Source organism: Luteimonas sp. TWI382 (assembly GCF_039674545.1).
Taxonomy (GTDB): domain Bacteria; phylum Pseudomonadota; class Gammaproteobacteria; order Xanthomonadales; family Xanthomonadaceae; genus Luteimonas.
In genome coordinates, this window is sequence record NZ_JBDJNS010000011.1 from 86,088 (window position 1) to 111,927 (window position 25,840).

The following is a 25,840-nucleotide window of genomic DNA, read 5'->3' on the forward strand; positions in this document are numbered from 1 at the left end:
TCGCGCTGAACAGCGATGTCGCGATCGTTCACGCCCGCCGCGCCAACTCCACGCCGGGCACGCTGTCGAGCTTGCCGAGCAGTCGCGCCAGTTGGCCGTAATCCGAGACCCGCAGGCGCAACCGCAACTGCACACGCGACAGCCGGTGGTGCTCGCTCTGGATCGCCAGCACGTGCACGTCCTCCTGCGCGATCAGGTTGCTCAGATCCTTGAGCAGATGCCGGCGATCGACGGCCTCGACGACGACATCCGACTCGTGACCGCCACTCTGTTCGCCCCACTCGACCGGCAGCACCCGCTGCGGCTGACCCGACGACAACCGCAGAAACGACGGGCAGTCGCGACGATGCACGCTCACGCCGCGCGCCCGGGTGAGATAGCCGGCGATCGGTTCACCCGGGACCGGGCGGCAACAGCGCGCGACCTGGACCAGCAGGTTGTCCACGCCGACGACACGGAAGCTCGAATCGGCCGCCTTGGGCGCGCGACGCGGCCGGCGCATCGGCAGCGTCGGCGCCTCGTCCTGCGCCGGCGCGTGACGTTCGCGCTCGATCTCCAGCAGCGCGCGGCCGATCTGGTTCGGCCCCACATCACCGAGCGCGACCAGCACGTGGAGGTCGTCGACGCTGCTCGCGTTGAAACGCGACAGCACCGGCGCCAGGTCGGCCTGCAGCAGGCCCAACCGGCGCAGATCGCGCTCCAGCAGCTCGCGGCCGGCCTGCACGTTGCGTTCGCGATCGAGCTTGTGGAACCAGTTGCGCACTTTCTCGCGCGAGCGCGGACTGGCGAGGAAGCCATTGGCCGCGACCAGCCAGTCGCGCCGCGGCGACGGCAGTTTGGCGGTGAGGATCTCGACCCGCTCGCCGGTCCGCAGCACGGTGTCGAGCGGCACGATGCGGCCGTCGACCTTCGCGCCGCGGCAGCGGTGCCCGACCATCGTGTGCACGTGATAGGCGAAATCGAGCGGCGTCGCCCCCTGCGGCAGATCGATGATCTCGCCCTTTGGCGTCAACACGAAGACCCGGTCCTCGACCAGTTCGGTATCGAACGCATCGGCCAGGCCTTCGGCCCGCCCGGCGTCGGTATGCGATTCGAGCAACCGCCGCATCCATTCGATCCGCCGCTCGAGCGCGGCGCTGCCGGCCGGCGCGCGCTGCGAGCCGCCGGTCTCCTTGTAGCGCCAGTGCGCGGCCACGCCCAATTCGGACGCCTCGTGCATTTCGCGCGTGCGGATCTGCACCTCGAGCGTCTTGCCTTCAGGCCCGACGACCGCGGTGTGCAGCGAGCGGTAATCGTTGTTCTTGGGCCGGGCGATGTAGTCGTCGAACTCGCTGGGAATCGGCGTCCACAGCGCGTGCACCACGCCCAGCGCCGCATAGCAGGCCGGCACGTCGTCGACCAGCACGCGCACCGCGCGCAGGTCGTAGAGCTCGCCGATCGGCACCTGCTTTTTCTGCATCTTCCGCCAGATGCTGTAGATATGTTTGGGCCGCCCGGCAACGTCGGCGCGCACGTCCTGCGCGGCGAGCGCGTCGCCCAATTGCGTGCGCACCTGCTCGATGTAACGTTCACGCCCCGCGCGCTTGTCGTCGAGCAAGCCGGCGATCCGGCGATAGGTCTCGGGCTGCAGATAGCGGAACGCCAGATCCTCGAGCTCCCACTTCAGTTGCCAGATGCCCAGCCGGTTGGCGAGCGGGGCGTGGATATCGCGGGTGAGCAGCGCCAGCGCACGCCGGGTCGGCTCGTCGGCGCGCACCGCCGCGCGCATCTGGGCCAGTTGCCTGGCCAGCAACACCAGCACCACGCGCAGATCGCGCACCAGCGCCAGCAACAGCCGGCGCAGACCCTCGGGGTTGCCGCTACCGACGTGTTCGGCATGCAGCGACCAGACCTGGTGCGCGGCGCGCAGACCGTCGAGCAGCGGCACCAGCGCGGGCACGCGCGCGCGCAGCGGCTCGCGCCAGACCGGCACCGCATCGGCGATCGCCGCGGCGACCACGTCGCCATCGGCGCCCAGCAGCGCCAGCGACGCCAGCGTGTCCTGCAGCACCGTCTCATCGAGCTCGGCCACGCCGTCGGCCGCGGCGGCCGCCTCCTGCAAGGCCGCGCGCAGGGCCGGCCCGAGCGCAGCCGTGGAAGGCAGCGCCAGCAGACGATCCGGCAGGAGGCCGGCGGGCTCGGACATGGCGTGTTCGGGACGGTCGCAGGACCGTCTACACTAGCCCGCGACCCCGCCCGAGGAACAGAGCATGCGTGCATTTCACTGCGTCCTGATCGCCACCGCGCTGGCGACCGCCCTGCCCGCGTTCGCGCAGCAGCCCCGGATCGAGGACCGGATGAGCGCCGCAGAATTCCGCGCCGCCGGGCTGGGCAAGCTCGACGACGCCGAGCTCGATCGGCTCAATGCGTGGCTGGCCCGCCAGGCCGGTGCACCGGCCGCATCCACGACCGTGGGGGCGGGTGCCGACGTCGAAGCGCGGATCGCGCAGGCCCGCGAGGAAGGCCGCCGCGAGGCCGCCTCCGCCGCCACCGGGCTGCCCGCATCAGCGCCGGCACGCGAGCCGATCGAGAGCACGATCGTCGGCGCCTTCCAGGGCTTCGGCAGCGGCCGGCAGTACACCCTCGCCAATGGCCAGGTCTGGCGCCAGATCGACGGCGCGACGCTCTCGGGGGCCCGTGGCACCGATGTCGGCGTGCGCATCCGCCCCGGCATGCTCGGCGCCTGGTGGCTGAAGGTCGACGGCTACAACACCCAGGCCAAGGTCGAGCGCGTGCGCTGAGCACACACCGCTCGGCAGCGCCGAGCTCAGCGCGCGGCGCCTGACCGAGTCCGACTGTACGACGTCGTCCTGCCTAGCAGCGCGGCCTCGAGCGCGGCGCGGTCAAGAGCCGCATGTCCGTGCCCGGATGCAATTGTCGGGAACATTTCCGTCCGCGCCCTGCGGCATCTTCGGAGGGCGCTGCGCGGCAAGTCCCGATGCGCATGCCGCGGCGTGCGATGCACGCTGTTGGCATGGCCAGTCCACGCCCTCAGCCCCTCCCACGTTCCGCGCAAGGCGCGCACTACATGATCACCGCGGTCACCTACGGCCGCGTCCCCTGGCTGCGCGATCCGCTCTACGCACGAATCGCGCGCCATGAGATCGAGGCCTGCGAACGACAGGGCTGGCTGCGCTCCGAAGCCTGGGTCCTGATGCCCGACCAGGTGCATTGGCTGTTCGAACTGCGCGTGCCGATGCTCGGGCAGGTCGTGCAGACGTTCAAGTCGCAGACCGCCCGTGCGATCCGCGGGCGCGCCCGCGGCGCCGGTTCGATCTGGCAGGCCGGCTACACGGATCGACGGCTGCGCCCGGACGAGAATCTGACCGACCAGGTGCACCGGATCGTCGGGCGCCCAGTTCGGACAAGCCGGGCTGAGCAGCTGAGCGATGACGCATACAGGTGGGCCCGGCAGCCATGGGCTGTACCCGATACGTGAGCGGGTTGCAGATGGCCGGGCCTGTCGCCGCAGGCGTGACGCGACCGCCACCGGCGCCGCCGACGGCCAGCCCAGCCCTCCGGAAAGCAGTGGAGACAGGATGCGAGCGCTGCGCGGCGTCAGGCCGCGCGCAAAGCCGCCACCCGGCTCGCCAACTTCTTTGCCGAGACCCCACCCTTGGCACCCAGCTCCTGCGCGAACAGCGAGACACGCAACTCTTCGATGTCCCAGCGCAGCGCCTGCCATTGCGCGTCGCCGCCGCGGCCACGAGCGCCGGCGTCGAGCAGCGCGTCGACGAACGGCTTGACGTCGAGCATGCGCTGCTGATCGCGCTGCGGGTCGCGCAACGCGCGTTCGGCGCGCAGCGACAGCGCGCGCAGCCAGCGCGGATACTCGGCCAGCGCGGCCGCAGGCACGTCGCGCAGGAAGCCCGGCGGCACCAGCGCCGCGAGTTGCGCCTGCATGTCGTCGAGGTTCGCCCGCGCCCATCCCATCAGTTTCGAATCCAGTCGCCCGCGGATCTCGGCGACCAGGTCGAGGATCGTCTCGGCGCGCTGCAGCCGTGCCATCGCCTCGCCGAACAGGGCCTTGCCGACCGTGTCGCGATGCGCGACGAACGCGTCGGCGTCGCGGATCGTCTCCAGACCGTCGTCGAGCAACGCGGCGAGCGCGCCCTCGACCAGATCCTCGCGCAGCCGGTCGCCTGGCCGGTCGGCCGCACGCGGCGCCAACGACTCGATGGCCGCGTACAACAGCGCGGTCTTCGGGGCCACCGGCAATTGCTTGCGTGCCTGGCGCACGCGCTCGACGAGTGCGATCCGCAACAGGCGGCGCACGCCCTGTGGGTGCAGGCGCCGCGCCTGCGCGGGGTCGGCATGGACGGCCAGCGACACGCTCTCGCCCTCGTCCTGCAGCGCCGGATACGCCGGCAGCCCGCCGGCGCCTGCGATCGACACCGGCACCGGCGTGTCCGGGAATGCCGTCAAGCCGCGCTGCTGCAGCCCACCGGCGGCATGGGCGGCGAATGCACGCGCGGCCCGTTCGCCGAAACGCGCGCGCAGCGCGTCGAGGTCGCGCGATTCGGCCAGCACGGTGCGCGCCTTGCGATCGCGGCCGACATCGACCAGGCGCAGATTCGCCCGCAGATGCGGCTCGAGCGCGGTCTCATCGAAGTCCGTGGCCGCGATCTCCACGCCGCCGAGCTTGCGCAGAAAACGCGCCAGCGTGCCGGCGAAGCTATCCGCATCGCCGTCGCGCCAGGCCTGGGCGAACGCGCGCGCGAAATCGGGCGCCGGCACGAAATTGCGGCGCAGCGCCTTGGGCAGGCTGCGGATCAGCGCCGCCGCCTTGTCCTCGACGAAGCCCGGCGCCAGCCACGACAGCCGCGCCGGGTCGATCGCATTGAGCAGGTGCAGCGGCACCGACACCGTCATGCCATCGTCGGGCGCGCCCGGTTCGAACCGGTACGCCACCGCGAGCCGCGCATCGCCCAGTGCGATGAATGCCGGAAACAGGTCGGCATCGACGCCGTCTGCGACCAACAGGTCGTCGCGGTTCCATTCGAGCGCACGTTTGGCCGCCTCCGACGCCTTTCGATACCAGGCGTCCAGCGCCTGGGCCGAAAGCAGGTCGGAGGGAATGCGCTGCGCGTACCACTGCGCCATCCAGTCCTCATCGACGACCAGCCCGCTGCGCCGCAGTTTGGCTTCCTCCTCGCGCGCCTGCGCCAGCGTGCGCAGGTTGCGTTCGAGAAATCCCGCGCGCAGGTCGATCTCGCCGGTCGCCAGGCCATCGCGCAGGAACAGCGCGCGCGCCTGATCGGGATACAGCCGTCCGTAATCCACCGGCTTCTTGGGCGCGAGCACCAGGCCGAACAAGGCAATCTGCTCGCTGCCGATCACCCGGCCTTGCGCGCGCGACCAGCGCGGGTCGTGATGACGTCGCGAGAGCAGGTGATCGAGCTCGGCGATCACCCAGTCCGGTTCGATCCCGGCATTGGTCAGTGCCCAGACCTTCTCGGTGTCGAGCAGCGTCGCCGACAGCACCCACGGCGGCGGCTTCTTCGCCAGCGGCGAGCCGGGAAACAACTGGAACCGGCGTCCGCGCGGCCCCTCGTACTGCCCCGAATGGCGCCCGCCACCGGCCGGGTCGGCGCGATGGCCGATCTGGGTGGGCAGCCCGGCGAGCAGCGCGCGATGCAAGGCGACGTGCGCACGCGTGGCAGCCTGCCCACGTGCCCGCGCGTTCTCGGTCTCGTCCTCGGCCGTCACGTGCGAGACACCCGAAGCATCCACCGACCAACCCAGGTCTTGGCACTGCAACTTGAGCTGCCGATGCAGTTCGCGCCACTCGCGCATGCGCAAGAAACCCAGGAAATGCCGTTCGCACCATTTGCGCAGCTGCGACTGGGTCAGGTCTTCATGCGCCTGCCGGTAAGCGTCCCACAGCCGGACGATGCCGACGAACTCCGAGCGCGCGTCGGCGAAGATCGCATGCGCGGCGTCGGCCGCTGCCCGCTGATCGGCCGGTCGCTCGCGTGGGTCCTGGATGCCCAGGAAGGACGCGATCGCGAGCATCTCGTGCAGGCAACCATGCTGGTGCGCGGCGACCAGCATGCGCGCCAGCTTGGCGTCGACCGGCAGCCGCGCCATCGTGCGGCCGTGCGCAGTCAAGCGGCGACCGTCGTCGATCGCCCCCAGCTCGGTCAGCTGCTGCCAGCCGTCGGCGACCGCGCGCGGATCGGGTGGCTCGACGAACGGGAAATCGGCGATCGGATCGGCGGCCGGGCGCGGCGCTTCGCCACTGCGCCGGCCGCGCCGGGCACGCGGCTCGCCGTCCCCCCCCAGGCCCAGCGACAACATGCGCAGGATCACGCCAGCGAGCGCCGCGCGCCGGATTTCTGGATCGGTGAAGCGCGGCCGCGACGCAAAATCCGCCTCCGAAAACAGGCGGTAACACACGCCCGGCGCAATGCGTCCGCAGCGGCCCTTGCGCTGATCGGCGCTGGCCTGGCTGATCGGCTCGATGTGCAGGCGGTCGAGCTTCTGCCGCGGACTGTAGCGCTTGACGCGCGCCAGCCCCGGATCGACCACATAATGGATCCGCGGCACCGTCAGCGAGGTCTCGGCCACGTTGGTCGCCAGCACGATGCGGCGCAGCGGACCGGGATTGAACACCCGGTCCTGGTCGCGCGCCGACAAGCGCGCATACAGCGGCAGGATCTCGGTGTGGCGATACTTGCGGCGTTCGAGCGCCTGGTGCGTATCTCGGATCTCGCGCTCGCCGGGCAAAAAGATCAGCGTGTCGCCGGTTCCCCGCTCGCCCATGATCTCGTCACAGGCGGCAAGAATGCCGTCGAGCACCGAAACACCGGGGTCAGCGTCGATTTTCTCCTGCCCGCGCGGCGCCCCGTTCGCACCGACTGCGAGATTCGACGCTGCCCCCGGTTCTTCGCCGAGGGGGCGGTAGCGGACTTCGACCGGGTAGCCTCGGCCTTCGACGTCCACGACCGGGGCGTCATCGAAATGGGCGGAAAAGCGCGCGGTGTCGATGGTCGCCGAGGTGACGATCAGCTTCAGGTCCGGTCGCCGGGCCAGCAGTTGCTGGAGGTAGCCGAGCAAAAAATCGATGTTGAGGCTGCGTTCGTGCGCCTCGTCGACGATCAGGGTGTCGTAGGCCGACAACCAGCGGTCGGACGCGATCTCCGCCAGCAGGATGCCGTCGGTCATGAACTTGATCGCGGTGTCGGGGCCGACGTTGTCATTGAACCGGACCTGGTAGCCCACCGCGCCACCGATCGGCACCTGCAGCTCCTCGGCCACGCGCCTGGCGACCGTGCGCGCGGCGATGCGCCGGGGCTGGGTACAGCCGATCATGCCCGCCGCGCCGCGCCCGGCCGCCAGGCACAGCTTGGGCAACTGGGTGGTCTTGCCCGAGCCGGTCTCGCCGGCGACCACGACGACCTGGTGCGCCCGGATCAGCGCGACGATCTCCTCGGCCTTGCCGGCGATCGGCAGGACCGGATCGACCGTCGCCCGCGGCAGCTTGCGCCCGCGCGCCTCGCGCCGCGCGACCGAGGCCTGCAGCCGGCTGGCGAACGCATCGCGCGCGGCCGGGTCGCCAGGCGTGCGCCGCCAGCGCGACCACAGCCCCAGCAGCGGACCGCGATCGCGCGAACAGGCGGCATCGACCGATGCGCGCGCCCGGCTCAACGCCGCATTCACCTCGTTGTCGCTGGAATACTCCATCACGCTTGCGAATCTGCCCCCAGGTCTCATATTCAATCGCGAAGGCCGCGTATTGTGGCCGCAATCCCATCCCACAGGAGTCGTCGACCATGGCCAAGGCCAAATCCCAACCTGCCTCCAAGTCCAGCCAGAAGCGTTCGTCGGTGGCGCCCGCCGTCGCCTCGCCCGATGCGCGCTCGACCGCGCCGGCCATCGATATCGGGATCAGCGACGCGGATCGCAAGCAGGTCGCCCAGCACCTGTCGGTGTTCCTGGCCGACGCCTACACGCTGTACCTGAAGACCCACAACTTCCATTGGAACGTCACCGGCCCGATGTTCAACGCGCTGCACGTGATGTTCGAGGGCCAGTACACCGAGCAGTGGAACGCGCTGGACGAGATCGCCGAGCGCATCCGCGCGCTGGGCTACAACGCGCCGGGCTCCTATGCCGAATTCATCGAGCTCAGCTCGATCAAGGAAGAGCCGGGTCTGGAGAAGTCGCCCGATTGGCGCGAGATGGTGCGCCAGCTGGTCCTGGGCAACGAAGCGGTCTGCCGGAGCGCGCGCAAGGCCCTCGAAGTCGCCGACGATGCCGACGACGATCCGACCGAGGACCTGCTGACCCAGCGCCTGCAGACCCACGAGAAGAACGCCTGGATGCTGCGCTCGCTGCTCCAGTAAGCGCGCTTCTCGCTCAGGGTCCCGCGAAAACGCCCGGCAGCGCCGGGCGTTTTTGTGCGATTGAGACGAGAGCGCAGCGTCCGAAGGGCATCGGCCTGCCGGCCGAAAAGCCGCTTCCCCCTCGGTCAAGGCCGCTGCGCGTCCGGCCACGCGAAGCACGCGTGGCGTTCGCATGGCGACAGTGCCGCGCAGGCCATCCATGCTCACCCTGCCTTGACTCGGGCGGGCGCCGTCCATGGCGCGCTCGACGCGGCCACCGGCCGCCCGTCCGCTGCAGCGACGTTTCAGACTGCGCCTTCGTTGAGAACGAGTATCTTCCGTTCGAAAGAACACGTGATCTTTCACCCTCAGCGCGTAGTGTCGACCGGGGGTTGCGGCAGAGCGGACCATCAATGGTCCGCGGCGGCGAGTCAGTCATGGTGCGGGTGGGCTGCTCGCGCGGCATGCCGCGCAGCCCGCACAAACGCCCGGCGTGCTTCGCCGGGCCGGACCGCGGCGCGGACTGACCGAGCCGAGGAGTAACCCCCGGACGGCACTACGCTGCTTCCGGAGCCAGAGTAATCGCCGAAGGCCGACTCGCGCTCGATCAAACGAGCAAGGCGTTGGGTCCCACCTCAAACGCGATCGGGCGGCTCCGGGCCATCGACTTCACCGCGCGACACCAGCGCCGCGATGCCCAGATCGCCGGTCACGTTGACCGTCGTACGGCACATGTCCAGGAAGTGGTTGACGCCCAGCACCAGGCCGATGCCCTCGGCCGGCACGCCGACCATCGTGCAGATCAGCGCCACCACCGGCAACGAGCCCGACGGCACGCCGGCGGTGCCGATCCCGCCCAGGATGCAGACCAGCATCACCAGCACCTGCTGCCCGATCGACAGCTCGACCCCGAAGAACTGGGCCAGGAAGATCACCGTCACGCCCTCGAACAGCGCCGTGCCGTTCTGGTTGGCGGTCGCGCCGATCGTCAGCACGAAGCGCGACACCTTGCGCGGCAGCTTGAGATTCTCGTCGGCCACGCGCAGCGCCGTGGGCAGCGTGGCGTTGCTCGATGCGGTCGAGAACGACATCAGCATCGCTTCCTGCGCCCCCCGGAAAAACGCCAGCGGCGACCAACCGCCGAACAAGCGCAACGCCAGCGAATAGGTCACCAGCATGTGCAGCGCCAGCGCGCCGGCCACCACAGCAACATAGGCGCCCAGGCGGACCAGCAGGTCCCAGCCGAACAGCACCGCCAGGTTGAACATGAAGCAGAACACCGCGATCGGCGCCAAGCGGATCACCAGTCCGATCAGCGTCATCGAGACCTCGAACAACCCCTCGATGCCGCGCTTGAGCGCGGCCGCGGCCTCGGACTTCGTCAGCACCAGGCCGATGCCGAACATCAGCGCGAAGAACATCAGCGCCAGGATGTTGGCGTTGTCCGACGCGGCGCCGACCACGTTCTGCGGCACGATCGACAGCAGCATCTCCATGCCCTTGGCCCCACTGCGGCTGTCGCTGACGATCGCCTCGGTGCGCTGCGCGCTCTCGGCCAGCAGTTGCTGCGCCAGCGCCGGGTCGACGCCTGCGCCCGGGCGGAACAGGTTGACCATCACCAGGCCCAGCAGCACCGCCAGGCCCGACAGCACGATCGTCCAGGCCAGCGTGCGCCAGCCGATCCGTCCCAGCGAGGCGACATCGCCCATTTCCGACACGCCGACCACCAGCGCCGAGAACAGCAGCGGCACGATCAGCATGAAGATCAGGCTCAGGAACAAGGTGCCGAGCGGCTCGGTGACCCAGGCCACGAACGTCGCCACCAGCGGACGGCACTGCCAGCCCGGCTCGGCGACCGTGCAGGCGGCCGAGGCCGGATCGGCCGGCGCCCAGGCCGACAGGCCGGTGTAGTGGGCGATCAGGCCAAGCAGCAATCCGGCGGCAAACCCGATCGCGATCTTCCAGTGCAGCGGCAGACGGGGACGGGCGGATGCGCGCGGACGGGACATGGCGTGATCGCTGCAGGAAAGCAGCGGAGGCTAGCAGGAAGCGGGCCTCAACGCCGCGGATACAGCGGCGGCAGGCCGGCCTCATCATCGGGTGCCACCGGGCCGGCCGCGACCGCGCCGGTGCGGAAGGCCTGGCGCAGCGCGGCGCGCGCCGCCACCAGGTCGCCATCGCCCCAACGCGCCCGCTGCCACTGCGCGAGCGCATCGCGCTGGCCGGCATCACCGAGCGCACGCCGCAACGCGTCGAGATCCGCCGCCGGCGGATCGATCAGCGCGCGCAGTGCCGCTTCGACCTCGGCCGGATCCCCGGTCTGCAACACGGTCGCCAACGACGGCCCAACGATCCGCGACCTCGGCACCGCAGCCGCGCCGGGTACCGCGGCGACCAGCCCCCACGCGCCGACACGCGCGCGGCGCAGCCCGTGCCAGGCCACGACACTGGTCGCCAACCACAGCAACGCGAACAGGCCGGCCAGCCACGGCCAGAGTCGACTGCCGTCCGCGTCCGCCCCAGAGACGGCCGGCAGACCCGGCGCGGGCGGCACCGCCTGCGCGTCGGCGGTGTCGCCATCGCCGGGGTCCACCTCCAGGCGCAGATCCGGGGCCGCGCTGGTCCGGGCGGCGCCTGCGCGGACATCCCACCACCCCACGCGGGGCCCGGCCACGCGCAAGGGGCCGGCCGCCCGCGGCACGATCGAAAAGCGGCGGGTCATGCGCACCCGCGGACGTCCCTCGTCGAAACGCTCGTCGTACTGCGGGGGTTCGGCGAACACCTGCGCGCCGTCGGGCGCCGGCAAGGTGATGTCGGGCAACTGCGTGCCGACCGCGCCATCGAAGGTCGCCTCCAGCGTCAACGTGGTCGCAGCCCCGGCCCGGCCGCGCTCGGGCTGCTCAAGCCAGCGCAGTTCCAGGTTCCGCAGCGGCAGCCACGGCTGCGACGCCGTACCGGGCATCGCGCGCACCGACAGCGCGCTCGCCGGGCCATTGGCCGACAGTTGGCGCGGCCCGCGATCGAACAGATCGTCGAAGAAGCCGCCGCCCGCGCCGCGCCCTTCGAAACGCGCGCCCGGAATCGTCAGCGGCCCGCTGCGCTCGGGCACGAGCAGAAAGCGCCGTTCGACCACGTTGTAGCGGCGGCCCTCGAACTCGCGGCTGTAGGTGATGTCGTTGCCGATCCGCTGCAGCGACGCGCCCTCGGGCTCGGGCTGTTCGAGCTGGCCCGAGACCAGCGGCACCGCATAGTGCAGGCGCAGGGTGTAGCCGACCGCCTGCTGCACGTAGGGCGTGTCGGTCTCGAGTTCGGCCTCGACGAACGCGGCCGCCCCGTCGCGGGCCGAGCGCACCGGCGCCGGACCGACCGTCAGCGACAAGGCATCGGTGCGCGCCCCCCCGACCTGCAGCGGCGGGACCGTCAATCGGCCTTCGCGCCGCGGGCGCAGCGCCACGCCGAACAGCGCACGCTCGATCTGGCGTCCGTTGCGGATCTCGACCTGGCGTCGGCTGGTGTGCCCGTTGAGCTCGAAGTCGCGCGCCAGCCCGCTCCAATCGGGCACGACGACGGCTTCGTCGGTCTCGACATTGAGCGTGGTGGTCTCGCCCAGCGCGATCCGGTCGCGGTCCAGCCAGGCACGCGTCTGTGCCTGCAGGCTCCCGGCCATGCAAGCGAGCAGCACCGCCAACGCCGCGGCCTGACGCCATGTCCGCATTCCGGTCCTCATCGCAGTGCCTCCGCGCCGTGGCGCCGCTCGTGTTCGATCCGGAACTGCGCCCGCAACAGCCCGCCCGGGTCGTCGGGCACGCGCCGCAGCCAGGCCTGGTTGGCCTGCTCGCGCTCACGCTGTGCTTCATCGTCCTGCCGGTCGGCAGGCATGGCGTCGCCGGGTGACCGGCGACCCTCGCCCGCGTCTTCGAGTGCCTGCTGCATGCGCTCTCGCATGGCCTGGTCGGTGCGCTGCTGCGCGGCCTCGTCAGGAGGCGGTGTCGCGTCGGGGGGCGAGGGCGGCGTATCGGGGCGTGGCGCGCCGTCGGATGACGGTGCGGGCTGCGGTGCGCCGCGATCGCCTGCCCGGCCGTCGCCCGGATCCGGGCGCCCCGACTGGCGCTGCTGGTCGCGTGGCGGCGACCGCGGATCGTCGCGCGCGCCGGGCGGCGGCTGACGGCGACGCGCCGCCTCGACCGCGGCGCGATTGGCCTGCGCATCGGCCATGTCCGGCTGCAACCGCAGCGCCTCGTCATAGGCGGCGATGGCTTCGTCGAGCCGCCCCAGGCGCGCCAGTGCATTGCCGCGGTTGTAGGCGGCGCCTGGGCCGGGCAGCCCGGCCCAGGCGCGCAGTGCGTCCTCGTGCCGCCCGTCGCGATAAGCCGCCGCGCCCTGCGCGAGCTGCGCGTGGGCGATCTGGTCGGCGCGCCGCCAGGGCGTACCGACCGGCGCCTGCGCCGTCTGCGCGGCATGCGCCGGCAGGATCGGCCAGACCAGCGTCACCGCCAGCACCGCGACTGCGGCGCCGCGCCGGAACGCCAGCAATACCAGCGCCAGCAACGGCAGCAACAGCCAGTAGCCCTGGTCGGCGATGCGCCGGGTCTGCGTGTCGTCGTCGGCTGCGGCGCCGGCCCCGTCTGCGCGGGCCTCGCGCAGGCCGAGCGCGTCGAGATCGCCGTCGTCGGCGGTCACGCGATGCCAGCGCCCACCGCCGGCGGTCGCCAACGCCTGCAATGCGTCGGCATCCAAACGGGCATGGACCAGCGCACCATCGCGATCGCGATAGGCCGCGCCGTCCGCGCTGCCCAGGCCCAGCACCGAGACCCGGTACCCCATTCGCACCGCGGCCGCAGCCTCGCGCACCGCGGCCCGGTCGGCGCTGTCGGTCAGCAGCACGATATCGCCGCGCTGCGCATCGCCCTGGCGCAACAATCGCGTCGCCTGCTCGATCGCGCGATCCGCGCGCTGGCCGTCCACCGGCATGATGTCGGGCGCGAGCGCATCGAGATACAGCGCGACATTCGCGGCATCGTCGGTCAGCGGCGCCACCATGTAGGCATCGTCCGCATAGACCAGCAGCGCCACCGGCCCCTGGCGCAGGGCGAGCAGCCGCGCGAGCTTGGCGCGTGCCTGCAACAGGCGCGACGGTGGCAGGTCGGTCGCCGTCGTCGCCGACGACAGGTCCAGCGCGACGACGAGCGGCGTCGCGGCGACGGACGCCAACGGCACGTCGACCTGGCGCCAGCCGGGGCCCGCCAGCGCCAGCACCGCGAGCAGGCCCGCGCACAGCCAGGCAGCCAGCGCCAGCAGCCCGCGCCGGCCGGGGCGGCGCTCGAGCAGATGCGGCAGCAGATGCGGATCGACTGTCTGCCGCCAGGTATCCTCGCCGCGCCGACGCGCCCACCAGACACCGGCCAGCAGCGGCAGCACCAGCAAGGCCCACAGCCAGGCCGGCCGGGCAAAGACCACGTCGGGCCAACCGCCGCTCATCGCGCGCCCCGCATCGGCAACCGCCAGGCGCGCGGCACCAGCGCCAGCAGCAGGAGCACGCAACCGGCCGCAAGCGGCCACGGATAGCGTTCCACCCGCGCACGCAGTGCCGGACCGGGCGTCTCGACCGGTTCGAGCCGGTCGATCTCGGCATAGATGCCGGCCAGCGATTCGGTGTCGCGGGCCCGGAACGCACGGCCACCGGTCGTCTCGGCGATCGCCTGCAGCGCCGCTTCGTCGATCGCCGGCTCGCCGCCGCCGGGCAGACGGAAGCCGAGCATCTGCAAGCCGTCCTCGTCGCTGCCGAAGGCAATGGTGTGCACGCGCAAGCCAGCGTCGCGCGCCAGTTCGGCCGCCTTCTGCGGGCTCAGCGCACCGGCGTTGCTGACGCCGTCGGTCAGCAGTACCAACACGCGGTCGCCCTCGCCGTCCTGCAGTCGTCGCACCGCCAGCGCGATCGCATCGCCGATCGCGGTCTCGCGCCCGGCCAGCCCGACCACGGTCCGGTCCAACTGCTGGCGCACGCTGTCGCGATCGAACGTCATCGGCGTCACCGCGTAGGCACGCTGCCCGAACACGATCAGCCCGATCCGGTCGCCTGCCCGGCGCTCGAGGAAGTCGGCGATCACCGCCTTGGCCGCCGTGAGCCGGTCGACTGCGCGCCGTCCGATCACCATGTCCTCTTCGCTCATGCTGCCCGACAGGTCGACCGCCAACATCAGGTCGCGCGCCGTCCGCGGCGGGTGCTCAGGCGGGCCGACGCCCTGTGGACGCGCCGCCGCAATGCACAGCAAGGCCCAGGCCGCCCACAACAGCCACGACGCCCGCGCGCCACCCCGGCCGGCGGTCGGTGCGGCGATCGCGTCGAGCCCGACATACGGCACCCGCAGCGCATCGCCTTCGCTGCGGACCGGCGGCCACCAGCGCCGCAGCGCCCAGGGCAACGGCAAGGCCAGCAGCATCCACGGCCAGGCGAACGCCGACAGCAGTCCATCCGCAGCCGCAGGCAGGCTCATCGTCCCGCCGCCATCAACGCCAGGAAGCGCAGGCGGGCCGCGGCGTGCAGTGCATCGAGCACGTCGCCATCGACCGCCCGCCGGAAACCGCCGTCGTGCAGCAAGCGCCCCGCGCCTTCAACGAACACCGGCGGGCCTTCGCCCTCGTCCAGGAACGCCAGCCAGGCATCGCCCTGCAACCGGTCGGCATCGGGACGCACGCGCCTCGCCGCCCGGCGCAGCAGCGCCGACATCGCGGCGATCTTCGCAGGCGCGTCGATCGCCGCCTCGACCTGGGCATCGAACAGCCGCGCCCAGGCGCGGCGCCGGCGCGCGCGCCGCCAACGCAGGCCGGCCACCACGGCGAGTACCGCCACGACCGCCGCGGCGAGCCACCACCAGCCGGGCGCCGGCGGCCACCAGCCCGGGGCGGCGGTCACGTGGATGTCGCGCAAAACCAGATCGGGCACCGCCATGTCAGGCCGCCTTCGGCCGGCCGAACGCCGGCAACCACACATCGCTGGGCATCTCGCTCGACAGCAGCACGCAGCGCACGCGCGCCGCACGCAGCGTGGCCTGGGCCCGGGCGATCGGCTCGGCGAACGCCGCCTGCCAGCGCGCGTGCTGCGCCCCGTCGCGCAGATCGAGTTCCACTCGCCCCGACGCGGTGGCAAGGCGCAGCCGTGCCCGCGGCGGCGCCTGTTCCAGTGGATCGGTCAACAGCAGCACCAGCACCTGGTTGTGCGCGGCCAGCGCCGGCCAGCGCTGCGCCGGTACGGTCGCGATACTGGCGGCATCGGCCAGCACCAGCAGGCGCGCGCCAGGCCGCAGCAGCCGCCCGGCATGATCGAGCGCGACCGCCAGCCCGGCATCGCCCGCAGGCGGCGCGGCATACCAGCGCGCGAGCGCATGCAGCACACGCAGCGCACCGCGACTGCCCGATGCCGGCGGCACCGGCGCCTCGTCATGCGTGCCGCGCAGGGCGGCGATGCGATCGCCGTCGGCCACGGCCGCCCAGGCGGCGACCGCCGCCGCGCGCGCGGCCTGGACCGACTTGAACCGCACCCGGCTGCCCACGTATAGCGTCGGCGCGGTATCGGCCACGAGCAAGGTCAGCCGTTCGCGCTCGGTCTGGAAGGCCTTGGTATGCGGCCGGCCGGTGCGCGCGGTCACGCGCCAATCGATGTGGCGCGCATCGTCGCCGGCTACGTACTCGCGCGACTCGGCGTATTCCATGCCCTGGCCACGCAGCGGCGATGGCGCCTGCTGGCGCAGGCCCGTATGCGCGCGCAGGGCCGCCCCCTGCCGCGTGGCACTCGCGCGCAGGGCAATGAGCTCGGCCAGCGCCGGGCGCACGCCGGCCGCCGTGTCCACGGCCCCGTCCGCGTCCCGCATTGCCGAATGCCCGATCACGACCTTCCGATCCCGGCCGTCAGGGCAACGGGACGCGGTCGAGCAAGGCCTGGACCAGGCGCTCGCCGTCCCAGCCCTCGGCGGTCGCCTCGTAGCTGGGCAGGATGCGATGCCGCAGCACGTCCGGGGCCACGGCGCGGACATCATCGGGCGTGACGAAGTCGCGGCCGGCGAGCCAGGCCACGGCCCGCGCGCAGCGTTCGAGTGCGATCGAGCCGCGGGGGCTGGCGCCCCAGGCAATGCGCGCGGCAAGGGCGGCGTCATAGGGCGCGGCATCGCGCGAAGCCAGGACCAGCTCGACCAGATACCGCTCCACCGGCGGCGCCACATGCAGCGCGAGCACCGCCCGGCGCGCCGCAAACAGCGCCGCGAGCGGCATCCGATCGACCGCCTCGGGCCGTGCATCGAGCCGGGCCAGCGCCCGGTCGCGCGCCAACTGCAGGATGCGCGCCTCGGCCCCAGCATCGGGATAGCCCACGCGCACATGCATCAGGAACCGGTCGAGTTGCGCCTCAGGCAATGGGAACGTGCCCTCCTGCTCGATCGGATTCTGCGTGGCCATGACCAGGAAGGGATCGGGCAGCGGGTAAGTCCGGCCACCGACCGTCACCTGGCGCTCGCCCATGGCCTCGAGCAGCGCGGACTGGACTTTCGCCGGCGCGCGGTTGATCTCGTCGGCCAGCAGCAGCGGATGGAAGATCGGGCCGGCCTGGAACTCGAACCGGCCCTCCTGTGGACGCCAGATCTCGGTCCCGGTCAGGTCGGCGGGCAGCAGGTCGGGCGTGAACTGCAATCGCGCGAAATCAGCATCGAGCCGCGCCGCGAGCGCCCGGATCGCACTGGTCTTGGCCAGGCCCGGCGCGCCCTCCACCAACAGGTGCCCATCGGCCAGCAAGGCCACCAGCAACCGGTCGACCAGCGCGGGCTGACCGACGATCTCCTCGCTCAGGGCCTCGCGCAGCGCGACGAACCGCGCCTGCAGTTGCCCCGGTTGTTCGACCGCATGCTCCATCGGGTTCCCTGTATCCGGCGCCGGTTGCGCCGCCAGACAGTGTGACCCGAACCGGGGGGCCGGGTTCAACCCGTGTACCCACGAGCGTCAGCCGCCGGACATGAAAACGGGGCCCTTTCGGGCCCCGTGGCGACATGCGCGGCGGCGGCGATCAGCCGATCGGGCGCTGCGCGACGCGCATGACCTTCGGGGTGACGAAGATCAGCAGTTCGGCCTTGTCCTTGGTGCGGCCGCGGCTCTTGAACAGGTTGCCCAGGATCGGCAGGTCGCCAAGGAACGGCACCTTCGACAAGGACGCGCGATCGGTGAATTCGTAGACGCCGCCGATCGCGACCGTCTGGCCGTCGTCGATCAGTACCGCGGTGGTCACGTTGCGCTTGCTGATCAGCGGCACCTTGCCGACGTTCGGGTACTCGACATAATCGATGATTTCATCCTTCTTGATGTCCATCGCCAGGAACACGCGGCCGTCGTTGGTGATGGTGGGGGTGACCTTCAGTTCCAGCAGCACGTCCTTGAACTGCACCGTCGGGACATTGTTGCTCTGGCCGCCGGTCACGGTGATGTAGCCGACCTCCTGTCCCTGGCTGATCGTGGCTTCGCGCTGGTTGCTGGTGACGACGCGGGGATTGGAGATCACCTCGCCACGCTGCTCGGTCTGCAACGCCTGCAACTCGACGGCCCAGTTGATGGTGTTGCCCAGGATCGTGAAGGCCAGCGACGGGGCGTTGCCGGTCACCGGCAGGTTCACATTCAGGCCGCCAGGGACACCGACAGAGCCATCTTGGCCAATAGGTAACTTGCCGCCAACATCGACGCGATCGTCGACGCGCCTGGCCGTGGATACGCCAAAGCGCGCCCCGAGATCGCGTGCGAACGACTCGTTGGCGATCACGATGCGCGCCTCGATCACGACCTGGTCGACCGGCTTGTCGAGCAGATTCACCAGGCGCCGGATCTCGTTGACGCGCGAGGGGATGTCGATCACCAGCAGCGTGTTGGTGCGGCGGTCGAAGCTCAGGCTGCCGCGCATCGACAGGAAGCCGCGTTGCTGCGACGTGCCGGCCCCGGTGTTGTTGACGTTGGCGCCCGTGCCGTTCTTGCTTTCCTCGGTCAGCAGCTTGGCGATGTCCTCGGCATTGCCGTAGCTGATCGGGATGTACTCGGTGGTCATCTCCGCGCGCTCTTCGATCGCCAGGCGTGCATCTTCCTTGGCCTGCTCGAACGCGGCGATCTCGGCCTGGGGGGCGACCCAGACCACATTGCCGCTGCGGCGCTTGTCGAGCGACTTGGCCTGCAGCACGATGTCCAGCGCCTGGTCCCACGGCACGTTCTGCAGACGCAGGGTGACGTTGCCGGCCACGCTGTCGCTGGCGACGATGTTGAGGTCGGATTCGTCGGCGATCAGCTGCAGCACCGTACGCACCGGCACGTCCTGGAAGTTGAACGTCACCGGCCGGCCGCTGTAGGCCCGCGCATCGGACACGGTGGTCGCCGCTTGTCCCATCGCGGCGGCGGCGGTGGAGGCCCCGACCGCACGATCGCTCGAGGCGGCGCGTGGCACGATCTCGACGATGTAGTCGCGACCGCTCTGGTAGGCCATCGGCTCGAACTCGCCGCGCGCGCTGAGCACGACCTGCGCGCCGTTGCCGCCCTGGCGCGCGTCGATGCGCTGCACCGGGGTGGCGAAGTCGACGACGTTGAGCGGGCGCTGCAATTGCGCCGGCAGTGTCGCACCTCCCAGGTTGATGACGACATTGCCGTCCTGCGTGCGCAGGTCGGGCGCGGCGCCCTCGCCGTCAAAGCGCAGGATCAGCTTGCCCGAGCCGCCGTCTCCACGCTTGAAATCGAGATCGGTTACCGACACGCCGGTGTGCGCCGCCCCCGCCGATGCCTGCAGCGCAGGCAGCAGCGACGCCGGTGTGGCCGGCTGCGCGGCCTGCACGCCGCCGAACGCCGCCAACATGCCAAGGGCGAGGCCGAACGCGCCGGCGTGAAGTGCCGACGTCCTTGCGGCCCGCGGGCTTCCCGCTTTGCTCACGGTCATCTTGCTTTCCTCATCATTTTTCGTTCAGCGCGAGCGAAGCCGGGCGTTCCAGCCAGCCACCGGCACCGTCGGGCACCAGCTCGACGAGCTCGATACGATTCTCGGTGACCGATGTGACACGGCCATCGTTCTGCCCCAGGTAGTTCCCCGGCGCGATGCGGTAGGTCACCTTGTCGGGCGCCAGCACCAGCCCGAGCATCCGGGCACCGGTGTTCATGGTGCCGACCATCGCCATGCTGTCGAGGGGGAACTGCTCAGTGATCTCTTTGCGACGGTTCGAATCGGGCCGCAGCCCGCTTCCGTTGTCGACGTCGGTGAACGCGTTGCTGAAGGGGTCGCGGATGCCCTGGGCGGAGTATTCGAAGGTCTCGAACTGCTGCATGACGGGCAGCGGCTCGAGCGGCGGCGCCGGCCGCTGCTTGACCTCGTCGACCCAGACCTCGAGATTGGGCGCGCCGCCCGGCTCGCTGGTGATATCGCGCCCGCAGCCGACCGCGAGCACGGCCAGCGCGGTCGCCAGCGCGCATCGGGCCATCGATGTGGCGATCGCGGCCATCAGGGCGTCTCCCCGGTCGCGGCGGCGGCCGCCTGCTCCTGCGCCGCGGTCTCCTCTTCGTCGAGGTAGCGGTAGGTCTTCACCGTGCCCGAGAGTTCGAGCACCGAGTTGGGGCCGATCGCAGCCAGCCCGCCGCTGTCCTCGCCGCGGGGTTTGAGCGAGATGTCGTGCATCGTCATGATGACCACGCGCGGCAGCGAAGCGACTCCGCTGACGAACGCGCCGAACTGGTGGTAGGTGCCGACCATGCGCAGCGCGATCGGCTGCTCGGCGTAGAACTCGCGCGGCACCTCGGTGCCGGGCCGGAACAGGTCGTTCTGGATGCCGGTGGCGATCGCGGTCTGCGAGATGTCGGTGATCAGGTCCGGCATCTCGGTCTTGCTCGGCAACTGGCGCAGCATCTGCTGCAACTGCTGCTCCATCTGCGCGAGCTGCTGCTTGAGCGGTTCGAGGTTGGCGGCCTTGCCTTGCTTGGTCTCGAAGTCGCTGCGCAGCGTGGCTTCCTGGTCTTCCAGCGTGCGCAGTTCGTTGCCCTTGTCGCGGGTGATACCCCACCACAGCAGCGCGAAGATCAGCAGACCCACGACCACGCAGGTCCCGATGCGGTACTCGCGCGGCCAGGCACCGACGTTGTTGAGGTCGAGCTCGCGCAGCGACACCTTCTTGCGGCTCACGGGGCGACCTCCTGGGCGGGTGCGGCGGGCGCAGGCGTCGCTGTGCCGGCCTCCTTGGCGGCCGGCGTCGAGAGCTGGACGTTGAGCGTGAACGCGTACGGCAGCCCCGGCACGCCGTCGCGGGCCTCGATGACCGCCAGTTGCGGGTTGGTCATCCAGCCCGAGCCTTCGAGTGCACGCATGTACGTGCTCACGCGCGCGTTCGACTGCGAGCGTCCTTCGAGCGTCAGCATCTGCCCTTCCTGCTTGAGCGAGGTCAGCAGCACACCGTCGGGGATGGTCCGCACCAGTTGGTCGAACAGGTGCACCATCTGCGAACGATTGCCCTGCAGCTCCTCGATCACCGCCTTGCGTGCCAGCAGGCGTGCGCGCTGACGATCGAGGCTGTCGATCTCGACGATCTCACGATCGAGCTCAGCGATCTGCTGCTGCAAAAACGCATTGCGCGCGCGCTGCCCGTCGAGCTGCGCGTTGTAGTACATGTTCACCAGCAGCCACAGCACGATACCGGCCACGGCCGCCAACGCGGCCATGATCCCGAATTCCTTCTGTCGCTGCCGGCGCCGTTCGGCGCGCCAGGGCAGCAGGTTGATCCGCGCCATCAGTCGAAGCTCCGCAGTGCAAGACCGCAGGCGATCATCAGCGCCGGTGCGTCCTGGGCCAGCGCCTGCGCCTGGACACGCGGGCCGAGCGTCATCTGCGCCAGCGGGTTGGCCAGCACGCTCGGCACGCCGAGTTGTTCTTCCACCATCGCCGCCGCGCCCGGGATCGACGCGCAGCCGCCGGCCAGCACGATCCGGTCGACCCGATTGAAGTCGCTGCCGGCGTAGAAGAACTGCAGCAGGCGGCTGATCTGCTGGACCATCGCCTCCTTGAAGGGTTCGAGCACCTCGACCTCGTAGCTTTCCGGCAGCCCGCCCTGGCGCTTGGCCAGGCCGGCCTCCTCGTAGCTCAGCCCGTAGCGGCGCATGACCTCGTCGGTGAGCTGCTTGCCGCCGAACACCTGCTCGCGCGAATACAGGCTGCGACCGTTGCGCAGCACGTTGAGGGTGGTCATCGTCGCACCGACATCGACCAACGCCACGACACCATCGGCGGCGATGTCGAGCGTATCGGCAACCAGTGCGAACGCGCTTTCGATCGCGAAGGCCTCGACATCGATGACCCGGGCGATGAGCCCGCCCAGCTCCAGCGCCGAGGCGCGCAGTTCGACGTTCTCCGAGCGGGAGGCCGCCAGCAGCACCTGCACGGTATCGGGATTGCCGGGCGAGGGACCGAGCACCGCGAAATCGAGGTTCACTTCCTCGATCGGATAGGGAATGTAGTTGACCGCCTCGAGCTCGATCTGCGACTCGAGCTCGTCCTCGTCGAGATCGGCGGGCATCGGGATGGTCTTGGTGATCACCGCCGAGCCGGCGACGGCCGCGGCCGCGTGCTTGGCACGGGTACCCGAGCGGGCGACGGCCCGCCGGATCGCGTCACCGACCGCCTCGGCCTCCACGATCGCTTTTTCGACCACGGCGTTGGGTGGCAACGGCTCGACCGCATAGTGTTCGACGCGATACCGGTTGCCCTGCCTGGACAGCTGGAGCAACTTGACCGCGGTCGAACTGATGTCGATGCCGACCAGCGGCACGTGGCTTTTTGCGATGAGCCCCACAGATTGCTCCCCTTCGCCACGGACGCATCCGCACGCCGCGTGTCCCGGCGCATTAGATAACGGACTTTCCCCGCAATGGCAAGGTCGGGCACGCTGCACAGGGGGCGTCGGAGGCCCTCGCAGCCGCTCAGCGACCGGCCGGCGATGGCGCCCTATACTGCGCGGATGAGACCCGATTCCGCGTCGCCCCCCCGCCCCCGCGCCTCCCGTTTCCGCCGTTTGCTGCGCTGGGTCCTGATCCTGGGCCTGGTGCTGGCCGTCCTGGCCACCGTGGCCGCGGGCATCCTGTACACGGCCGTGGCCTCCAAGCTGCCGGACGTGGAGACCTTGCGCGACATCGAGATGCAGGAGCCGATGTACGTCTATGCCCGGGACGGCAAGCTGATCGCGCTGTTCGGCGAGACGCGGCGCTACCCGGTCAAGATCGACCAGGTGCCCGAGCGCCTGAAGCAGGCGTTCCTGGCCACCGAGGACGCGCGCTTCTACCAGCACGGCGGCATCGACTACCGCGGCGTGGCCCGCGCGCTGTGGCTGCTGGCGACCACCGACGACCGCCGCGTCCCCGGCGGCTCGACGATCACCCAGCAGGTCGCCCGGCAGTTCTTCCTGAGCTCGGAGTACAGCTTCACCCGCAAGTTCGCCGAGATGCTGCTGGCGCGCAAGATGGAGCAGAACCTCACCAAGGACGAGATCTTCGAGCTGTACCTGAACAAGAGTTTCTTCGGCAACCGCGCCTACGGCGTGGCCGCGGCGGCCGAGTTCTACTACGGCAAGCCGCTCGCTGAGCTCGACCTCGACGAGATGGCCTCGCTGGCGGCGATCCCCAAATTCCCGTCCAGCGGCAACCCGATCAGCAATCCTGAGCGCGCGCGCGAGCGTCGCGACGTCTATGTGCTGGCGCGCATGCAGGAGCTGGGCTACATCACGCCGGCCGAGTCGGCGGCCGCGCGTGCGGTCGAGATGCACGCCAGCCCCCATGAGCGGCCGATCGAGGCGTACGCGCCCTATGTCGCGGAAATGGTGCGCCTGGAGATGGTCGCCCGCTACGGCGGCGACGTGCTCACCCGCGGCTACCACGTCACCACGACGATCGACCCGACGATGCAGGCCGCCGCCGAACTGGCGGTGCGCAACGGGTTGATGACCTACGACCACCGTCACGGCTGGGTCAAGCCGAGCGAGACCTTCGAGCTGGCGGCCGATGAAGACGCGGCGACCGCCGCGCGCCGGCTGCGCGGCATCGCCCCGCAGGGCGGCCTGCTGCCGGCCCTGGTGCTGCGCAGCGGCGACGGCACCGCGGAGGTGGTCCTGGCCGATGGCAGCACCGTCACCCTGGACGCGGCCAGCAGCCGCTGGACGGGGCGCGCGCCGTCCGCCCTGCTCGCGCGCGGCGACCTCACCCGGGTGCGCCGGATCGAGACTCCGGCCAAGGTGGCCGCCAATGCCGATCCCGACGCCCCCACGCCGCCGCCCACGGTGAGTTGGCAACTCGACCAGTTGCCGCGCGGCCAGGCCACGCTGGTCTCGCTGGAGCCGGACAACGGCGCGGTCCGCGCGCTGATCGGCGGCTTCAGCTTCGCCGGCAGCAATTTCAACCGGGCCACACAGTCGCTCCGCCAGCCCGGGTCGAGCTTCAAGCCGTTCATCTTCGCTGCGGCATTCGAGAAGGGCTTCAACCCGGCGTCGATCGTGCCCGACGCGCCGGTGTTGTTCAGGATGCGCCGAGGGCAGGACTGGCGGCCACAGAATTCCGATGGCCAGTTCCGCGGGCCGATGCGCTTGCGCGAAGCGCTGGTGCAGTCGCGCAACCTGGTCGCTGTGCGTCTGCTCGACATGATCGGCGTGGATTACGCCCGTCGCTACATCAGCCACTTCGGCTTCGACGAGTCGCAGCTGCCGCCCAACCTGTCGATCGCGCTCGGCACGCCATCGCTGAGCCCGCTCGATGTCACTCGCGGCTATGCGGTGTTCGCCAACGGCGGCTTCCGGATCAACCCGTGGTTCATCGACGAAGTCCGCGACCGCGAAGGCACGCTGGTGTTCAAGGAGAACCCGGCCCGGGCCTGCCGTGGCTGCGGCAACGACGGCCGCCCCGGCCAGTCGGCCGCACCCTCGCATGTCGTCGACGGCTTCGACCTGGGACCTGCGTCGGCGCAGCGCAGCGTCACCGAAGCGCCGGAGCCGGCGGAAGCGCCCCCCGAACCCGAGGCGCGTGCGGACGGACAGGCACCGGTCATGGCCGAGCGCGCGATCGACGAGCGCGTGGCCTACCAGATGATCTCGATGATGCGCGACGTCGTCCGCCGCGGCACCGGCACCGCCGCGCGCGCGCTCGGACGCGAGGACGTCGGTGGCAAGACCGGTTCGACCAACGAGCATCGCGACGCTTGGTTCTCCGGCTTCGGCGGCAACCTGGTGACCTCGGTCTGGGTCGGGCGCGACGACAACCGCTCGCTCGGCTACCGCGAGTACGGCGGACGCTCCGCGCTGCCGATCTGGATCGACTTCATGCGGGTCGCTCTGGACGGCGTGCCCGAAGCGCGCAACGACCCGCCCGAAGGCATGGTGCGCGTCTCGGTGACCCCCAGCGGACGGTTGATGCCGGTGGGCGCCGAGGGTGGCGGCATCGTGGAGTACGTGAAGGCCGAGGACCTGGAGCGGATGGCGTCCGAGGTCGATCTGCAGATCGACGACGTGCCGGCCGAGGAAGCGTTCGACATTTTCTGATCGAACCGGCCCACCCCTGAATCCATCGCGCCGGCCCCTGGCGCGATGGCTTGACCGCCCAGGAGGGAGGCGTAGAGTCGGTACGTCGATCGACACGGGGGAACATGCATGCATCGCGCACGCCAGCATGCCGGGGCCCGCACCCGAGAACGTCGCCACCGTCTGGCGCACGAGGCTGCCCGACTCATGGCCGAGGGCGGCATCCACGAGATCCATCAGGCCCGGCTGAAGGCCGCTGGGCGACTGGGCATCCACGACGATGCCTCGCTGCCGCAGGATCAGGAAATCGAGCAGGCACTGGGCGAGTACCGCCGCCTGTTCGCGTCCGCTGCGCACGCCGACGCGCTGCAGCGCAGCCGCGAGGCCGCGCTGGAAGCGCTCACGTTCTTCGCGCCGTTCCAGCCCCGTCTGCACGGCGGCGTACTCGATGGCACCGCCGATGCCCAGGCGCCGGTGCAACTGCATCTGCACAGCGACGACGCCGATGCGGTGCAGCGCTTCCTCCTCGACCAGCGCATTCCGGCGCAGGCGCGGAGTCGGCGCGTCCGGCTCGACCGCGCGCGCCGGGAGGATTGCCCGACCTGGACCTTCCACGGTGGCGAGGTGGCGTTCGAGCTGACGGTGCTGCCGGCCAACGCGCTGCGCCAGGCGCCGCTGCGCGCCGACGACGATCGGCCGATCCGCCGGATGTCCGGGGCGCAACTGCGCCAATTGCTCGCTGCCGGGTCGGCCGGGCACGACGACGACGTCTAGCGCGCCGCATTACAGCGCCCGATTGCAGCGAATCCGCCCGACTTCGCCTCCTTCGGGCAAACGCGCAGAAAAGAAGAACCGTGGGGCCTCGGGAATTTAAACACCCGAAAAAGGACAAAGAACCCCGGGTTTGAAAAGGGGCCCCGGAAAAGGGAAAGG

The 25,840-nt window shown here is 70.7% G+C and carries 19 protein-coding genes; 5 read left to right on the plus strand and 14 right to left on the minus strand.

Annotated elements, in window-relative coordinates; all coding sequences use genetic code 11:
- Window positions 1-28: 28 nt before the first annotated feature.
- Window positions 29-2,185: a bifunctional (p)ppGpp synthetase/guanosine-3',5'-bis(diphosphate) 3'-pyrophosphohydrolase gene (locus ABE505_RS09405; protein WP_346443046.1), complete on the minus strand. Its 2,157-nt coding sequence runs from the start codon at window positions 2,183-2,185 to the stop codon at window positions 29-31.
- Window positions 2,186-2,249: 64 nt separating this feature from the next.
- On the opposite strand from ABE505_RS09405, the gene ABE505_RS09410 reads away from it, so the two are divergent.
- On the plus strand, window positions 2,250-2,780 hold the full coding sequence (locus ABE505_RS09410; protein ID WP_346443048.1) for a hypothetical protein: 531 nt from the start codon (window positions 2,250-2,252) through the stop codon (window positions 2,778-2,780).
- A gap of 287 nt (window positions 2,781-3,067) precedes the next feature.
- On the plus strand, window positions 3,068-3,478 hold the full coding sequence (locus ABE505_RS09415) for a transposase (RefSeq protein ID WP_346443050.1): 411 nt from the start codon (window positions 3,068-3,070) through the stop codon (window positions 3,476-3,478).
- A 119-nt stretch (window positions 3,479-3,597) separates the two neighbouring features.
- Here the strand turns inward: ABE505_RS09415 and hrpA are convergent, their stop codons facing one another.
- On the minus strand, window positions 3,598-7,725 hold the full coding sequence (hrpA, locus tag ABE505_RS09420) for an ATP-dependent RNA helicase HrpA (RefSeq protein WP_346443052.1): 4,128 nt from the start codon (window positions 7,723-7,725) through the stop codon (window positions 3,598-3,600).
- An 89-nt stretch (window positions 7,726-7,814) separates the two neighbouring features.
- Between hrpA and ABE505_RS09425 the strand changes: the two genes are divergently transcribed.
- On the plus strand, window positions 7,815-8,387 hold the full coding sequence (locus tag ABE505_RS09425; RefSeq protein WP_346443054.1) for a Dps family protein: 573 nt from the start codon (window positions 7,815-7,817) through the stop codon (window positions 8,385-8,387).
- Between the two features lie 614 nt (window positions 8,388-9,001).
- Here the strand turns inward: ABE505_RS09425 and ABE505_RS09430 are convergent.
- From ABE505_RS09430 to ABE505_RS09485, 12 genes are all read right to left on the minus strand, one after another.
- Window positions 9,002-10,375, minus strand: a complete 1,374-nt coding sequence (locus ABE505_RS09430; RefSeq protein ID WP_346443056.1) for a dicarboxylate/amino acid:cation symporter — start codon at window positions 10,373-10,375, stop codon at window positions 9,002-9,004.
- A 47-nt stretch (window positions 10,376-10,422) separates the two neighbouring features.
- Window positions 10,423-12,081 carry a BatD family protein gene (locus ABE505_RS09435; protein ID WP_346443058.1) on the minus strand — a complete coding sequence of 553 codons (1,659 nt, stop codon included), beginning with the start codon at window positions 12,079-12,081 and terminating at the stop codon, window positions 10,423-10,425.
- 8 nt (window positions 12,082-12,089) lie between these two features.
- On the minus strand, window positions 12,090-13,844 hold the full coding sequence (locus ABE505_RS09440) for a VWA domain-containing protein (RefSeq protein ID WP_346443060.1): 1,755 nt from the start codon (window positions 13,842-13,844) through the stop codon (window positions 12,090-12,092).
- A complete protein-coding gene (locus tag ABE505_RS09445; RefSeq protein WP_346443062.1) occupies window positions 13,841-14,860 on the minus strand; it encodes a VWA domain-containing protein in 1,020 nt (339 codons plus the stop codon). Before ABE505_RS09445 ends, ABE505_RS09440 begins: the two co-directional genes overlap by 4 nt.
- On the minus strand, window positions 14,857-15,315 hold the full coding sequence (locus ABE505_RS09450; protein ID WP_346443064.1) for a DUF4381 family protein: 459 nt from the start codon (window positions 15,313-15,315) through the stop codon (window positions 14,857-14,859). The genes ABE505_RS09445 and ABE505_RS09450 overlap by 4 nt, the downstream gene beginning before the upstream one ends.
- 1 nt (window position 15,316) lies before the next feature.
- A complete protein-coding gene (locus ABE505_RS09455) occupies window positions 15,317-16,234 on the minus strand; it encodes a DUF58 domain-containing protein (protein WP_346443066.1) in 918 nt (305 codons plus the stop codon).
- Between the two features lie 37 nt (window positions 16,235-16,271).
- Window positions 16,272-17,264, minus strand: a complete 993-nt coding sequence (locus tag ABE505_RS09460) for a MoxR family ATPase (protein WP_346443068.1) — start codon at window positions 17,262-17,264, stop codon at window positions 16,272-16,274.
- Between the two features lie 151 nt (window positions 17,265-17,415).
- Window positions 17,416-19,230 carry a type IV pilus secretin PilQ gene (gene pilQ, locus ABE505_RS09465; protein ID WP_346443070.1) on the minus strand — a complete coding sequence of 605 codons (1,815 nt, stop codon included), beginning with the start codon at window positions 19,228-19,230 and terminating at the stop codon, window positions 17,416-17,418.
- A gap of 94 nt (window positions 19,231-19,324) precedes the next feature.
- Window positions 19,325-19,846 carry a pilus assembly protein PilP gene (locus ABE505_RS09470; protein ID WP_346443095.1) on the minus strand — a complete coding sequence of 174 codons (522 nt, stop codon included), beginning with the start codon at window positions 19,844-19,846 and terminating at the stop codon, window positions 19,325-19,327.
- A 20-nt stretch (window positions 19,847-19,866) separates the two neighbouring features.
- On the minus strand, window positions 19,867-20,541 hold the full coding sequence (pilO, locus tag ABE505_RS09475; RefSeq protein ID WP_346443072.1) for a type 4a pilus biogenesis protein PilO: 675 nt from the start codon (window positions 20,539-20,541) through the stop codon (window positions 19,867-19,869).
- Window positions 20,538-21,143, minus strand: coding sequence for a PilN domain-containing protein (locus ABE505_RS09480; RefSeq protein ID WP_346443074.1), 606 nt, complete (start codon window positions 21,141-21,143; stop codon window positions 20,538-20,540). Before ABE505_RS09480 ends, pilO begins: the two co-directional genes overlap by 4 nt.
- Window positions 21,143-22,201: a pilus assembly protein PilM gene (locus ABE505_RS09485; protein WP_346443076.1), complete on the minus strand. Its 1,059-nt coding sequence runs from the start codon at window positions 22,199-22,201 to the stop codon at window positions 21,143-21,145. The genes ABE505_RS09480 and ABE505_RS09485 overlap by 1 nt, the downstream gene beginning before the upstream one ends.
- A 165-nt stretch (window positions 22,202-22,366) precedes the next feature.
- Here ABE505_RS09485 and ABE505_RS09490 point away from each other — a divergent pair, with 165 nt between their 5' ends.
- Both ABE505_RS09490 and ABE505_RS09495 read left to right on the plus strand, forming a co-directional pair.
- Window positions 22,367-24,928 carry a penicillin-binding protein 1A gene (locus ABE505_RS09490; RefSeq protein ID WP_346443078.1) on the plus strand — a complete coding sequence of 854 codons (2,562 nt, stop codon included), beginning with the start codon at window positions 22,367-22,369 and terminating at the stop codon, window positions 24,926-24,928.
- A 108-nt stretch (window positions 24,929-25,036) separates the two neighbouring features.
- On the plus strand, window positions 25,037-25,681 hold the full coding sequence (locus ABE505_RS09495) for a hypothetical protein (RefSeq protein WP_346443080.1): 645 nt from the start codon (window positions 25,037-25,039) through the stop codon (window positions 25,679-25,681).
- The last annotated feature ends 159 nt before the right edge of the window (window positions 25,682-25,840 follow it).